The organism is Nocardia takedensis NBRC 100417, assembly GCF_000308695.1.
Classification (GTDB): domain Bacteria; phylum Actinomycetota; class Actinomycetes; order Mycobacteriales; family Mycobacteriaceae; genus Nocardia; species Nocardia takedensis.
Genome location: NZ_BAGG01000072.1, coordinates 1 through 13,691 on the forward strand (window position 1 = coordinate 1; position 13,691 = coordinate 13,691).

Here is a 13,691-nt window from a genome sequence, read left to right on the forward strand (position 1 = left end):
GGAAGCCGCTCGCGCCCGCGCGCAGCGCGCCCAGGGCGTGTTCGTCCAGGTCGAAGGTGGTCATCACCAGGACCTTGCTGCCGTGGCCCGCCTCCAGGATGCGTCCGGTCGCGGTCACCCCGTCGACCACGGGCATGCGCACGTCCATGAGCACCACGTCGGGCCGCAGTTCCGCCGCGCGCGCGACGGCGGACGCGCCGTTGTCGGCCTCGCCGACCACCTCGAGGTCGGGATGCGCGCCGAGGACCATCTTGAGCCCCATGCGCATGAGTTCCTGATCGTCGACGACGAGTACGGTGATCGGCACCCGCCCAATGTATCGGCCGTGCCGGGCCGCCGCCGTCGGCCGGTCCCGTGCCCCGAGCGCCGGGGGCGCGCCCGCGCGGGTTCGGCTGCGCGGCTTGATTTTCCCCGGTACCGTCCCTTCGATCCTGTCGGTGGCACGCGATATCGTTTCAGGTTGGATCAGATTGAGAGCCCGGGGGGATCCGTGTCCGATTGCACTCCGCACGAACGACTGCCTCACCAACGACCGCATGCCGATGAACACCGATGGATCGTCCCCGAGTGGTGGTGGCGGCGCACCGAGCCGTGGCGCGGTCGCGCGCGCTACCGCGTCACCGTCGATCACGCGGGCGCGCAACGCGTTCGGGATCTGCTGTGGGACCGCGCCGAGGAATTGCGCGCGGTCCTTGAGCATCCCGGCTCGGACCCGTCGCTCGCCGGGCGGGGTCTGGCCGTGCTGAATTCCGGGGTGGGCGAGCCGACGGGGTCGGGGGTCCTCGTCGCGCTGCTGCTGCGGTTGCTGCCGCCGCCGGATCGCGGCCACGCGGCCGATCTGCTGCTGCGCTGGTACGGACCGGAATTCGCGGCGGGCGCGGTGCTCGCGGCGAGCCGGGTCGAGCTGATCGGCCCGCCGGGCGCCGACGGGCTCGACGGCAGGCGACTCGCGGTGCGGCGCGGGTCGGCGGACGCCTCGCTGCGCGGGGTCGCGCGCAGGCTGCGCGCGTTGCTGGCGGTCGAGCCCGAGGATTCCTACCGCGACACCGTCGAGGTCCTGGCGGCCGCGCGGGTCGACGCGCCCGCGCGGCGGTTGGCGGCCTATCTCGCCCCGACCGAGCGGGCGTGGGCGAGCGAGGCGCTCGCGGAATTGCCGCCCGGTACAGCCGACCGGCCCAGCGGAACAGGCCCGCCCAGCGGAACCAACTGGCCTGGCGGAACCGACCGGCCTGGCGCAACCGACCAGCCCGACACAACCAGCCAGCCTGGCGCAACCAACCATCCCGACGGAGCCGATTGGACGGTCGCGGCGCTCTACACCGTCGTGGACACCGTCACGGCGGCCGAACGCGTCGCGGCGGCGACGGGACGCGCGGCCCTGGTGGCCGACACCCGCCTGCTCTACAGCCTGGCCGCGCACCTGGGCCCGGCCTGCGCGCCGCTCATCGCGGCGGGCATCGGGTCGGCGCGGCCGGAGATGGTGGGGCGCGCGGCGCGGATTCTGGCCGACTTCCCCACCGACGCGGCCTTCGACCTGCTGGTGGGCCGTCTGCCCGACAGGCGGGTGCGCGGCGCGTTGCGCGGCGCGGTCACCGCCTTCCCCGAGCGCGCCGATCGACTGCTGTCGGCGGCCGCCCGACGCGCGGACACCGTCGGGGCCGAATGCGCCGCGCTGCTCAGCGATCATCTCGGCGCGCCGGTGGCCGATCCGCTGGAATTCCGGCCGTGGCTGGATCTCACGCGACTGCCCGCGCCCGCCTACGCCGACGCGCTGCGCCTGTGCACGCTGCTGGCCGGTCCCGAGCACGATTACGTCGACGCGCTGATCGCCGATCTCGATCCGGCCGAGCGGGCCGAATTCGGGTGGGGCATCTTCCGGCGCTGGCGCGCGGCGGGCTGCCCGGCGGGTGAGGACTGGGTGTGGACGGCCCTGGCCAAGACGGCCGACGACGCCACCACGCGCGCCGTGGTCGAGATGATCGAGCAGGGCGCGCCCCCCGAGGTGCTGGTGCCCGCGCTGCGGGTGCTGGTGCGGATCGGCACCGAAGCGGCGCTGGGCGGGCTGATCCGGCTCGCGGCGGTCCTGCCGCCCGACGCGGCCAGGGCCGAGGCCGATCGCGGGGTGGCGGCGGTGGCCGAACGCCTGGGCCTGTCGGCCGAACGGCTCGCCGACCGGCGCGTCCCCACCTGCGGACTGGATGCCGACGGCTCGCTGCCGCTGGCCGACGGCACCCGGATGCCGCTGCTCGGCGCGAGCGACGGTTCCGCCCGCGACCTGCGGTTCCTGCCGCGGCGCGTCCTGGCTCCCGACCTGGCCGCGAAGGTGACCGCCGTCGAGCGCGAACTCGACATCGTGGCCGCCGCCCAGGCGCGCCGGTTGGAGCGGGCCATGGCCGAGGTGCGCACGTGGAGCGCGGCCGAGCACCGCACGGTGTTCCTGGAACATCCGATCCTGCGGCGGCTGGCCCGACAGTTGGTCTGGGTGGTGTTGGACGAATCCGGCCGCGCGGTGGCCGATTTCCGGGTCACCGAGGAGACCGGCACTCGCGACGTGGAGGACCGCGCGGTGCTGCTGACCGACGCGACGATCGCGTTGGCCCATCCCCTGCATCTGGGCGACCGACTGCCGCGCTGGGTGCGCCGATTCGCCGAGGACCGCGTCCGCCAACCGTTCGCCCAGTTGGACCGCACGGTCTTCCGGCTCACCGACAGCGAGGCCGCCGCGACCAGGTTGGCGCGCTTCGCCGATCGGATGGTCTCGACCAGAGCGCTGCTGCGCATGGAGGATGCGGGCTGGCGGCGCAGCGCCCCCGCCGACGGCGGGATCCAGGACTACCTGTTCCGTCCGGTCGGCGCGGACCTGCAGGTGCTGCTCGCCTTGGACGACGGCATCGACGCCGCCGATCCGATGCTGATCCCGGAGCAGGTGGTGGCCTCGGTGGAACTGACCGCCGGTCCGCCGCGGCACTGGATGCACCGCTGCGGGGATACGCGTTTCGCGACGCTGGACCCGATCACCGCCAGCGAGATCCTGCGGGATCTGGAGATCCTGGTGTCCTGAGGCGGTTCAGTCGGTGTCGCGGGTCAGCGGGATGGTGGCCCGCACGACCCACGCCCCGTCGCGTCGCCTGCCGGTCTCCAGGGCGCCGCCGAGCACGGCGACGCGTTCGCGCATCCCGACCAGTCCCAGGCCGCTGCCCTCGATCGGGCCGGTGTGCGGTCCGTGCACCGGCACCCCGCCGCTATCGACCACCTCGACCAGCACGTCGGCGTCGTCGCGGCGCTGGACCCGCACCCACGCCTTCGGGTGCGCGCCCGCGTGGCGCAGCGTGTTGGTCAGCGATTCCTGGACGACGCGGTGCACGCCGAGGCTCACCTCGGGGGCGATGGTGTCCAGTTCGCCGGTCAGTTCCAGTTCCACGGCCAGGCCGGTGTCGCGCATCATCCCCACCACGGCGGCCAGTCCGGCGGTGCCGTGCTGGGGCAGTTGGTCGGGCGCGTGTTCGGTGCGCAGCAGGGCGACGGTGCGGCGCAGTTCGCGCAGCGCCTCGCGGCCGGTGCCGGCGATGATGCCCAGCGCCCGTTCGGCCGCTTCGGGGTCGCGGCGCACCGCGTAGCCCGCGCCGTCGGCCTGCACGATGATGACGCTGACCGCGTGGGCGACGACGTCGTGCAGTTCGCGGGCGATGCGGGTGCGTTCCCTGGCGACGGCTTCGTGGGTGCGGCGTTCCCGGTCGTAGTCGGCGACGACGAGTCGGGCGGCCACTTCGGCGTCGTAGCCGTGTCTGGCGCCGTTGAATTCGGCCAGGGTCCAGCACAGCGAATAGAACAGGACGTCGAGGGCGACGGTGGTGGCCGACAGGTCGTCGAGCAGCAGGGTCGACAGCGTGGCGTCGGGGATCAGGCCGAGCAGCAACAGCAGGCCCTCGCGCCGCCCGACGTAGGCGACCAGCGTGTACAGCATGATGCCCAGCGACAGCAGGGCGGGATGCACGACCGGATCGCCGATCAGGTAGCTGACCAGTGTGGTGACCAGCGACATCGCCACCAGCACCGCCGACATCGCGCGGGGGTAGGCGCGGCGGAAGGCCACCGGGATCGGCAGCAACCCGGCGATGACCAGGTAGACGCCCTTCTCGGTGCTGCCGCCGAGTCCGGTCAGGTCGAGCAGCAGCAGACCGAAGGCCAGGATGGAATCGGCTACGAGGGGCTTGCCGCGAAGCCACAGACTGAACCGGCGCACGCCGCTCAGCCTAGGTCGACGGGCGCGGCGGACCGGACACGGCGGGCCGCGGCGGCGGCGTGGCGTGCGGCACTCCGGTCGCGCCCGCGCCCGGGCGGGTTCGGTCGGTCTGCTTGGCTTGGCCGGTGGATTTCTCGGACTGGACGGTCCTGCTGGCGGCCGCGGGCGCGGCGGGGTGGGTGGACGCGGTGGTCGGCGGCGGCGGTCTGATCATCCTGCCGACACTGTTGCTGACCATGCCGGGAATCGCTCCGCAGACCGCGCTGGGCACCAACAAGATGGCGGCGGTCGCCGGGACCGGGGCCGCGGTGATCACTTTCGCGCGCAAGGTGCCGATGCGGTGGCCGATCCTGCTGCCCGCGGCCGTGCTCGCGGCGGTCACCGCCGCGGCGGGCGCGGCCGCGGTCTCGCTGATCGACCGCGATCTGTTCATCCCGATCGTCATGGCGGTGCTGGTCGCGGTGGCGGTGTTCGTGACGCTGCGGCCCTCGATCGGGGTCACCATGGCCACTCATCCCCCGACGCGCCGCCGTACGATCCTGGTGATCGCGCTGGCGGCGGGACTGATCGGGCTCTACGACGGGCTGATCGGGCCCGGCACCGGCACCTTCCTGATCATCACCTTCGCCACGCTGCTCGGCACCGAGTTCGTGCGGGCGGCGGCGATGGCGAAAGTGATCAACTGCGGGTCGAACGTGGGCGCGCTGCTGTACTTCGGGTTCACCGGGCACATCCTGTTCGCGCTCGGCGCGGCGATGGCGGTGGCGAATATCGCGGGCGCGGTGGTGGGTTCGCGCATGGCGGTGCGGCGCGGCGCGGAATTCGTGCGCGTCGTGCTGCTGGTGGTGGTCGTCGCGATGGTGATCCGGTTGGGCTGGCAGCAGTTCCGCTGAGGCTCAGGGGCGGGGCGCGGCGAGCCAGGGTTGCAGGACCCGCGAGGTGGTCTCGTGGATGCGGCGGTGCAGGCGTTCGCCGTCGTCGGGGCCGGACTGCGGCTGCTGGAACAGCACCGTCAGCGCGCCGGAGACCGCGCCGACCACCGCGCCCACCAGCGCCGCCGCGCCCACTTCATCGAATTCGTCGGGGAAGGCGGTGTGCAGTTGACGGCCGATCTCGCGCTGGGCCACCAGTTGCGCGTGCGCGGCGCGGCCGCTGACGGCGGGCACGGTCCGCGAGACCCGCGCGCGCACCGCGGCGATTCTGGCGTTGAGGTCGTCGATGAGGTGTTCGCCGGGATTGTCGCCCGCCGCGCGCAGCGCGCGCAGCAGCACCTCCACCGGACGCTCCCCCGGGCGGCGACCGGCGATGGCGACCACGGCCGCGCGGACCCGTTCGTCGGGGTCCGGGAAGAGTAGCTCCTCTTTGCTGGCGAAATAGTTGAAGAAGGTGCGGGTGCCGACCTCCGCCGCGGCGGCGATATCGGCCACCGTGGTTTCCTCGTAGCCTCTGTCCTCGAACAATTCGACGGCGGCCTCGAGCAGGGCCCGGCGGGTACGTTCCCGTTTGCGATCGCGGAGAGCGGATGGCGGCACGCCGGCACAGTACGGCATCGGCCGCCGCCGGTGCGGTAACCGCGAATTCACCGCGTGCCGTTCGCACGGTAGGCGGTAGCGTGGCGGGGTGAGCTTCCCGAATTCCGAGGAGTCGTCGACCCACCCGCGCGTCGACGCCGAATTCCTCGCCCTGCCACTGGGTCCGCTCGCCGAAGCCGCCCTGGCCTCGGCCACCGCGGCGGGCGCGTCCCACGCCGACGTGCGGGTGCACCGGTTGGTCACCCAGTCGATCCGGTTGCGCGACGGGCGGGTGGAATCGGTGGCCGATTCCACCGATCTCGGTTTCGCGGTGCGGGTGATCGTCGACGGCACCTGGGGTTTCGCCTCCCATCCCGCGCTCGACGCGCGGACCGCGGTGGAGGTGGCCTTGCGCGCGGTGACGGTCGCGACGACGTTGCGCGCGCTCAACCGCGAGCGCGTGGAACTCGCGCCCGAGCCGGTGTACTCGGAGGTGCGCTGGTCCTCGGCCTACGAGATCGATCCGTTCGCGGTGGCGACCGCCGACAAGGTCGCGTTGCTCCAGGAGTATTCGCAGCGCCTCGCGGCCGCCGACGGGGTGGATCACGTGACGGCGTCGGTGTTGCAGGTCAAGGAGCAGACCTACTACGCCGACACCGCCGGGTCCTCGATCACCCAGCAGCGGGTGCGCCTGCACCCCGAATTGGCGGCGATCACCGTCGATTCGGCGGCCGGGGTGTTCGAGACGATGCGCACGCTCGCGGCGCCTGCCGGGCGCGGTTGGGAGTACGTGACGGGCGCGGACGGCGTCTGGGACTGGGACGGCGAACTCGCCGCGATCCCGTCCTGGCTGGCCGAGAAGGTCAAGGCGCCCAGTGTCACCCCCGGGCCGACCGACCTGGTCATCGACCCGACGAACCTGTGGTTGACGATCCACGAATCCATCGGCCACGCGACCGAATACGATCGCGCGATCGGCTACGAGTCCGCCTACGCGGGCACCTCCTTCGCCACGCCGGACAAGCTGGGCACGCTGCGCTACGGGACGCCGATCATGCACGTCACCGGCGACCGCACCGAACCGCACGGTCTGTCCACGATCGGCTACGACGACGAAGGCGTGGCCGGACAGCGCTGGGACCTGGTACGCGAGGGCACCCTGGTGGGCTACCAACTCGACCGGGTCTTCGCACCCCGGCTGGGGCTCGAGCGTTCCAACGGATGCTCCTACGCCGACTCCGCGCACCACGTGCCGATCCAGCGCATGGCCAACGTCTCCCTCGCGCCCGACCCCGACCGTGACACCAGCACCGAGGAATTGATCTCGCGGGTGCGGGACGGCATCTACATCGTCGGCGACAAGTCGTGGTCGATCGATATGCAGCGCTACAACTTCCAGTTCACCGGACAGCGGTTCTTCCGCATCCGCGACGGCAGGCTCGACGGCCAACTGCGCGATGTCGCCTACCAGGCGACGACCACCGACTTCTGGGGCGCGATGGAGGCCGTCGGCGGCCCCTCGACCTGGCGGTTGGGCGGTGCGTTCAACTGCGGCAAGGCCCAACCCGGCCAGGTCGCGGCGGTGAGCCACGGCTGCCCGTCGATCCTGGTGCGCGGCATCACTGTTCTCAACACCCGGACGGAGGCAGGCCAGTGACGGAAGTACCGCATGCGGGTGAGGTCGTCGAACGCGCGCTCGCGCTGTCGGCGGCGGACGAGGCGGTGGTGATCGTCACCGACGGCTCGGAGGCCACCCTGCGCTGGGCGGGCAATTCGATGACCACCAACGGGTCGACGGTCTCGCGGACCTGGTCGGTGGTGTCGATCTTCCGGGACGGCCCGCACGCGGCGCGGGTCGGCACCGTGAGCTCGACCAGCGTGGACCCGCGCGAGATCGAGGCCGTGGTGCGGGCGAGCGAGGAGGCCGCGCGTACGGCCGAACCCGCGCGCGACGCGATGCCGCTGGTGGCGGCGGGCGCGCCCGCACCGGACTGGGCCGCCGAACCCACGCGCACCGATATCGGGGTGTTCACCGGGATCGCCCGTGACCTGGCCGCGGGTTTCGACGCCGCGGACCGACTCTACGGTTTCGCCGAGCACCGGGTGGACACCACCTGGCTGGGCGCGTCCACGGGGCTGCGGTCGCGGCACGTCCAGCCCGGCGGGTCGATCGAGATCAACGGCAAGCGCGGCGAGGGCGCGGATCTGGCGAGCGCGTGGGCGGGCGTCGGCACCGTCGACTTCACCGACGTCGAGGTGCCCGCGCTGCTGGCCGAACTCACCCGCAGGCTGGACTGGGCGGGCAAGAAAATCCGACTCGAGCCGGGGCGCTACGAGACGCTGATGCCGCCGTCCACGGTGGCGGACATGATGATCTACATGGCCTGGGCGATGGAGGGGCGCGGCGCGCACGAGGGCCACACCGCCTTCGCCCGCGCGGGCGGCACCCGTATCGGAGAGAAACTCGGCGACCTGCCGCTGACGCTGTATTCCGATCCGCACGCCCCTGGCCTGGAATACCAGCCGTTCGTCAGTACCCGGACCTCCTCGGAGGCGCTGTCGGTCTTCGACAACGGACTGCCCGCCGAACGGGTCGACTGGTTGCGCGACGGCGCGGTCAACGCGCTGATCTACCCGCGCGCCACCGCCGCGGAATTCGACGCGACGACCACCGTGCCCGGGGAGAACCTGCTGCTGACCGGCGGTTCGGGGGCGAGCGTGGAAGATATGGTCGCGCGCACCGAGCGCGGTTTGCTGCTGACCACGCTGTGGTACATCCGCGAAGTCGACCCGGCGACGCTGCTGCTGACGGGGCTCACCCGCGACGGGGTCTATCTGGTCGAGGACGGCGCGGTCACGGGCGCGGTGAACAACTTCCGGTTCAACGAGAGCCCGCTGGACCTGCTGCGCCGGGCCACCGAGGCGGGCGCGACGGAGATCACGCTGCCGCGCGAGTGGAAGGACTGGTTCACCCGCACGGCCATGCCGCCGTTGCGGATTCCGGATTTCCACATGTCCTCGGTGAGCGAGGCGACCTGATCGCCTCGCCGCCGGGCGGGGTCAGAACGGTCGGCTGACCTCGTAGGTGCCGATCTCGTCGGTGACGGTCACGGTGACGGTCCTGGCCGCGCCGTCCACGCGCACCGCGCAGTCGAAGACCGTGCCGATCGCCACGGGCTGCTCCGCGGGGCAGTTCACCGTGCGCACGTCGTCGAATCCGTAGGACTCACCGAGGACCGAGGCCACGCCGCGCTGCACCGCCGCCCGGTCGAGGACCTCGACCGGGGGCACGGCGAGCACGGGGGTGGTGGGCGCCGCCGTCGTCTGGGAGGCGACCGCGGGTTTCGGCGCGCGCGGCGCGGATTCGCGGATGTTGACCACGACGAGCGCGGCGATCACCCCCACGATCGCGATCGCGAAAGCGGCCGCGACGCCGGCGATGATCACCGGCACCCAGCCGTTCGCGTCGTAACCCGACTCCGGCTCGCGCGGGGGCTCGGCGATCGGATAGGGGCGAGAGGTATTCGGCTGTCGTGTCGGTACCGTCATCACGTGCCCTCCCCCCGGGGCAGGGCCGAATCATGACCTCCGCCAGTGAACTACCCCGGTTGCGCGCTGAGGATATCGGAGCCCGGGCGGCCTTCGCCCCACACTCCCCCGAAACGCGCTGTCCGGTGTGCGGATTGCGCCACGCGCACCGGCCGCGGCGCAGGTCGTCAGGGGGTCGGGGTGATCTCGATGCCGATCGTCCCGGCCTTGCCGCGCCGCAGGTTGCTGCCGATGATGGTCAGCGGACCCAGGATGAAGTACTTGCGCTTCAACAGTTTCCGCACGTGCTCGGTCTCGGCGGCGTCGAGGATGCGGCCGGTGCCGGCCACTTCCTCGCCCTTGGGTTTGCCGCGCACGTCGCACGGACGCACCGTGACGGCGGGGTTGCGCCGCAACCGCTTGACCTTCCAGCTGTCGGTGACGGTCCAGACGTAGAGTTTGTCGCCCTCGGCGACCGCCCACAGCGGCGTGCCGACCGGCGTGCCGTCCTTGCGGTAGGTGGTCAGCAGTACGTAGTCCGCTTTGCCCAGGGCTCCCAGCGTATCGGTCATGTGCGCAGCCTAATCGCGAACGCGGCCGCGGTCAGTGCGCGCGGGTGAGCACCAGCGGACCGTCCTCGGTGACGGCGACGGTGTGTTCGGAGTGCGCGGTGCGCGACCCGTCGGCCGAGCGGATGGTCCAGCCGTCGGGGTCGGTGACGATGCGGTCGGTGCCCGCCGCGAACCAGGGTTCGATGGCGATCGTCAGGCCGGGGCGCAACGGGTAGCCGCGGCCGGGGCGGCCCTGATTCGCGATGTGCGGGTCCTCGTGCATGGTGCGGCCGAGTCCGTGCCCGCCGAATTCGGTGTTGACCGGGTAGCCCGCGGCGCGCGCGACCCCGGCGATGGCGGCGGACAGGTCGCCGACGCGGTTGCCCGGCACGGCGACCGCGACGGCCGCCGCGAGCGCGTCCTCGGTGGCGCGCACCAATCGCCGGTCGGGTTCGGCGGCCGTGCCGACGATGACGGTGATCGCCGAATCGGCCACCCAGCCGTCGAGGGAGACGGCCAGATCGATGCTGAGCACGTCGCCGTCGCGCAGGGCGTAGTCGAAGGGCAGGCCGTGCAGGACGGCGTCGTTGACCGAGAGGCAGACGGTGTTGCGGAACGGCCCGCGCCCGAAGGAAGGCGCGTAGTCCCAGTAGCAGGAGACCGCGCCGCGTTCGCGGATGCGTTCGCGCACATGGGCTTCCAGTTCCAGCAGGTTGACCCCGACCCGCGCGCGCTCACGCAGTTCGCCCAGCACTTCGGCGACGAACCGGCCGGTGACCGCCATGCGTTCGATCTCCGCGGGCGTCTTCAGTTCCACCATCACGACCTCCACTCGGTATTTTTATACCGAGCCTAACCGCTTGCGGTATTTAAATACCAATCGTAGGGTGGGCCGCATGGTTCGCCTCCCGCTCACCCCCGCCCAGATCGAAGCCGGTCGCAGGCTCGGCGGTCGGCTGCGGTCCGCGCGCGCGGACCGCGATCTCGCCGAGGTCGCCGCCGCCGCGGGCATCTCCCCGGAGACGCTGCGCAAGATCGAGACCGGCAGGCTGCCCTCCCCCGCCTTCGGCACGGTGGTCGCCCTCGGTCTCGCCCTGGACGTGCCGTTGCAGGATCTGGCCGACGCCTATCGCGCGGCCGGACTGGCCGAATCCGCCTGACGCGCGCCGCGTAGACCGCGGGACGGGGAAACTTCAGCCCACGCCGCCGCCGATCGCCAGGAAGACCGTCATCAGCACGAGCAGGAACCATCCCGCGCCCTGCCAGATCGGCCAACTGCCGCCTTCGCGCCACACCCGGTAGGTCCGGACGAACGCGCCGATCCCGCCCAGCAGCAGCAGGACGGCGGGCACGAGGACGACGACGAGTCCCGCGGTGGTGTCGCACAGCGTGGTCTCGGCGGCGGCGCAGGATTCGCGCCGCCCCGCCCAGGCCGCGGCCACCGCGACGTACACCGCGACGACCGCGATCACACCCAGGACGTAGCGCACCGCGCGACGGAACGAACCGTCGTCCTTCCAGACCTTGCCCGCGTCGTCGCCCATCGCACCTCCTAGGGCCCGTGTTGCCGAGCCGACGCCGGTCAAACAGGGCCGGCTCAGCGGGCCTCGCTCACCTCCGGTTCGGCGACCACGGGCGGGAGGGGTTTCCCACGCAGCAGGATCAGCCCGAGCAGGGCGGCGGCGACGCTGAAGCCCGCACTGATCCACGACCCCGCCGACATGGCCGCGGTGAACGCCTCCTTGGCGGCGTCCGCGTAGCCGAGTTCGAAGGCGACGCCGATGGAGTCGCGCGCGGCCTCCGGGATGTCGGCGGGCATGTGGTCGGTGTAGACGCCGGCCAGCGCGCTGCCGAGGACGGCGATGCTGATCGCCATGCCGACCTGTTGCAGGGTGTCGTTGAGGGCCGAACCGACGCCCGCGTGCTCGAGCGGGATCGCGTTCATGATCGAGGCGTAGGCCGCCGGGCCCGCGAGGCCGCCGCCCGCGCCCATCACCAACATCGCGACCAGCACCCACAGGTAGCCCTCGCCCGTGGCCAGCACGGCGAAGGCCGCGCCCATGACCAGCAGGCCGGACACGATCAGGGTCTTGTTGCTGATCCGACGACCCAGGGTCGCGCCGAGGCCGTTGCAGATCGCCGCCGCCACCGCGTACGGCAGCAGCGCCAGGCCGGCCCGCATCGGCCCGTAGCCGAGGACGAATTGCAGGTATTGGGTCAGGATCAGCATGACCGCGCCCATGCCGAAGACCATGAGCAGCAACGTGAGCGCGGTGCCGGTGAAATCCCGGTGGGCGAAGACGCCCAGCGGCAGCATCGGATGGGCCGAGCGCGCCTCCCACACGACGAAGCCGACGGCGGCGACCACGGCCACCGCGATCGTGGCGGGATTCCATTCGCGTTCGATGATCACGTAGACGGTGGCGCCCAGCGCCAGGATCGACAGCACGACCCCGACCGCGTCGACCGGGCGCTGTTCGCCGGTGGTCTCGGGCATCAGCAGCACCGCGGCCGCGATGGCCGCGGCCGCGACCGGGATGTTGATCAGGAACACCGAACCCCACCAGTAGTGCTCGAGCAGGAAGCCGCCCAGGGTGGGGCCCAGGACGATGCCGACCATGGACACGGTGGTCCACGCGGCCATCGCGGTGCGGCGTTCGTCCTCGGCGAAGGTGGTCATGAGGATGGACAGGGTCGAGGGCATGACCAGCGACCCGCCGATGCCCATCGCGGCGCGCGCCGCGACGACCTGCCACGGTTCGGTGGCCAGGACGGCGGCCAGCGACGCCACGCCGAAGACCGCCAGGCCGATGATCAGAATGCGCCGTCTGCCGTAGCGGTCGGACAGGCTGCCCGCCGTCAGCAGCAGGCCGGCGAAGACCAGGACGTAGGCGTCCAGGATCCATTGGATGTCGGCGGGCGTCGCGCCGAGTTCGGTGATGAGCGACGGGATGGCCAGATTGAGGACGGTGCCGTCGATCATCAGCACCAGCAGGGACAGACAGAGCACCCCCAGCACCCACCAGCGGCGGGGGTCTCGCACAGTGTTCGATTCCACTCGCACACCGTACGATAAATTGGTACAGCGTGCGAGCGAATTAGGATCGGACGGGTGAGCAAGCAGTTCTCGTCGGTATGGACCAGGCCGACCCGCAGGCCCAAGGCCGCGGGGCTCAGTCGTGAGCAGATCGTGGCCGCGGCGATCGAACTGCTCGACGCCGAAGGTCTGGCGGCGCTGAGCATGCGCAAACTCGGCGCGCGACTCGACGCCGGAGCCACCAGCCTGTACTGGCACGTCGCCACCAAGGACGATCTGCTGGAACTGGCGCTCGACGAATTCTGGGGCACCCTCGAACTCGGCGACCCGACCGTGCCGTGGCGCGAATTCGTCACCGCCTTCGCCCACGAACTGCGCCGCGGCCTGGTGGCCCACCCCTGGGCGGCCTCCCTGGTGGGTCAACTGCCCAGCATGGGGCCCAAGGCGCTGCGCCTGACCGACCGGTTGCACCGCGCCTTCATGGCGGCGGGCTTCACCGGCACCGACGTCGCGCTGGCCAGCGGGACCGTGCTGTGTTTCGTCCTGGGGCAGGTGATCCCGGAACTGGCCTGGACCCGCATGGGCGCGGACCAACGGACCCACGACCAACTGGTCGAGCAGGTCCTCGACCTGGCGGCCGACTACCCGGAGATGGTCGCCGAATACCGCGCCTCCCCCAAGATCCCGCTCGCCGCCGCGCGCGAGGTCGCCTTCGACTTCGGACTGGTGTGCGCGCTGGACGGACTGGCCGCGCGCCTGCGCCGACCCGGCGGGGTCGACGGCGAGCGCGTGCGCGCGGCCACCGAGGGGTGAACCGCGCG

The 13,691-nt window shown here is 71.9% G+C and carries 14 protein-coding genes; 6 read left to right on the top strand and 8 right to left on the bottom strand.

What is annotated here, in order from left to right; genetic code table 11:
* The coding region (locus ON30_RS39200) for a response regulator (protein ID WP_040707887.1) at nucleotides 1-307 on the bottom strand (307 nt) is incomplete at its 3' end.
* A gap of 183 nt (nucleotides 308-490) precedes the next feature.
* Here ON30_RS39200 and ON30_RS37530 point away from each other — a divergent pair.
* The gene (locus tag ON30_RS37530; protein WP_169334917.1) at nucleotides 491-3,061 is read left to right on the top strand and encodes a DUF4132 domain-containing protein; all 2,571 of its coding nucleotides are present in this window, start codon (nucleotides 491-493) and stop codon (nucleotides 3,059-3,061) included.
* Between the two features lie 6 nt (nucleotides 3,062-3,067).
* Here ON30_RS37530 and ON30_RS15440 read toward each other — a convergent pair whose 3' ends face one another.
* Complete coding sequence (locus tag ON30_RS15440; protein ID WP_040707846.1) at nucleotides 3,068-4,243, bottom strand: sensor histidine kinase; 1,176 nt, start codon at nucleotides 4,241-4,243, stop codon at nucleotides 3,068-3,070.
* A 125-nt stretch (nucleotides 4,244-4,368) separates the two neighbouring features.
* On the opposite strand from ON30_RS15440, the gene ON30_RS15445 reads away from it, so the two are divergent.
* Nucleotides 4,369-5,136 carry a sulfite exporter TauE/SafE family protein gene (locus ON30_RS15445; protein ID WP_040707847.1) on the top strand — a complete coding sequence of 256 codons (768 nt, stop codon included), beginning with the start codon at nucleotides 4,369-4,371 and terminating at the stop codon, nucleotides 5,134-5,136.
* 3 nt (nucleotides 5,137-5,139) lie between these two features.
* Here ON30_RS15445 and ON30_RS15450 read toward each other — a convergent pair whose 3' ends face one another.
* Complete coding sequence (locus ON30_RS15450; protein WP_245554061.1) at nucleotides 5,140-5,775, bottom strand: TetR/AcrR family transcriptional regulator; 636 nt, start codon at nucleotides 5,773-5,775, stop codon at nucleotides 5,140-5,142.
* An 88-nt stretch (nucleotides 5,776-5,863) separates the two neighbouring features.
* Here ON30_RS15450 and ON30_RS15455 point away from each other — a divergent pair, with 88 nt between their 5' ends.
* The gene (locus ON30_RS15455; protein WP_040707848.1) at nucleotides 5,864-7,411 is read left to right on the top strand and encodes a TldD/PmbA family protein; all 1,548 of its coding nucleotides are present in this window, start codon (nucleotides 5,864-5,866) and stop codon (nucleotides 7,409-7,411) included.
* Complete coding sequence (locus ON30_RS15460) at nucleotides 7,408-8,793, top strand: metallopeptidase TldD-related protein (protein WP_040707850.1); 1,386 nt, start codon at nucleotides 7,408-7,410, stop codon at nucleotides 8,791-8,793. The genes ON30_RS15455 and ON30_RS15460 overlap by 4 nt, the downstream gene beginning before the upstream one ends.
* 21 nt (nucleotides 8,794-8,814) lie before the next feature.
* Here ON30_RS15460 and ON30_RS37535 read toward each other — a convergent pair whose 3' ends face one another.
* The 3 genes from ON30_RS37535 to map all read right to left on the bottom strand — a co-directional run bounded on the left by ON30_RS37535 (nucleotide 8,815) and on the right by map (nucleotide 10,653).
* On the bottom strand, nucleotides 8,815-9,303 hold the full coding sequence (locus ON30_RS37535; RefSeq protein WP_083911426.1) for a DUF4333 domain-containing protein: 489 nt from the start codon (nucleotides 9,301-9,303) through the stop codon (nucleotides 8,815-8,817).
* A gap of 167 nt (nucleotides 9,304-9,470) precedes the next feature.
* Complete coding sequence (locus ON30_RS15470) at nucleotides 9,471-9,854, bottom strand: PPOX class F420-dependent oxidoreductase (RefSeq protein ID WP_040707851.1); 384 nt, start codon at nucleotides 9,852-9,854, stop codon at nucleotides 9,471-9,473.
* Between the two features lie 31 nt (nucleotides 9,855-9,885).
* On the bottom strand, nucleotides 9,886-10,653 hold the full coding sequence (gene map, locus ON30_RS15475) for a type I methionyl aminopeptidase (protein ID WP_040707890.1): 768 nt from the start codon (nucleotides 10,651-10,653) through the stop codon (nucleotides 9,886-9,888).
* A gap of 76 nt (nucleotides 10,654-10,729) precedes the next feature.
* Between map and ON30_RS15480 the strand changes: the two genes are divergently transcribed.
* The gene (locus ON30_RS15480) at nucleotides 10,730-10,993 is read left to right on the top strand and encodes a helix-turn-helix transcriptional regulator (RefSeq protein ID WP_040707853.1); all 264 of its coding nucleotides are present in this window, start codon (nucleotides 10,730-10,732) and stop codon (nucleotides 10,991-10,993) included.
* Nucleotides 10,994-11,026: 33 nt separating this feature from the next.
* Here the strand turns inward: ON30_RS15480 and ON30_RS15485 are convergent, their stop codons facing one another.
* Together ON30_RS15485 and ON30_RS15490 are read right to left on the bottom strand one after the other, a co-directional pair.
* Nucleotides 11,027-11,377, bottom strand: coding sequence for a hypothetical protein (locus ON30_RS15485; RefSeq protein WP_040707855.1), 351 nt, complete (start codon nucleotides 11,375-11,377; stop codon nucleotides 11,027-11,029).
* Between the two features lie 53 nt (nucleotides 11,378-11,430).
* Nucleotides 11,431-12,891 carry an MFS transporter gene (locus ON30_RS15490; protein WP_040707857.1) on the bottom strand — a complete coding sequence of 487 codons (1,461 nt, stop codon included), beginning with the start codon at nucleotides 12,889-12,891 and terminating at the stop codon, nucleotides 11,431-11,433.
* A 54-nt stretch (nucleotides 12,892-12,945) separates the two neighbouring features.
* Between ON30_RS15490 and ON30_RS15495 the strand changes: the two genes are divergently transcribed.
* Complete coding sequence (locus tag ON30_RS15495; protein WP_040707858.1) at nucleotides 12,946-13,683, top strand: TetR/AcrR family transcriptional regulator; 738 nt, start codon at nucleotides 12,946-12,948, stop codon at nucleotides 13,681-13,683.
* The last annotated feature ends 8 nt before the right edge of the window (nucleotides 13,684-13,691 follow it).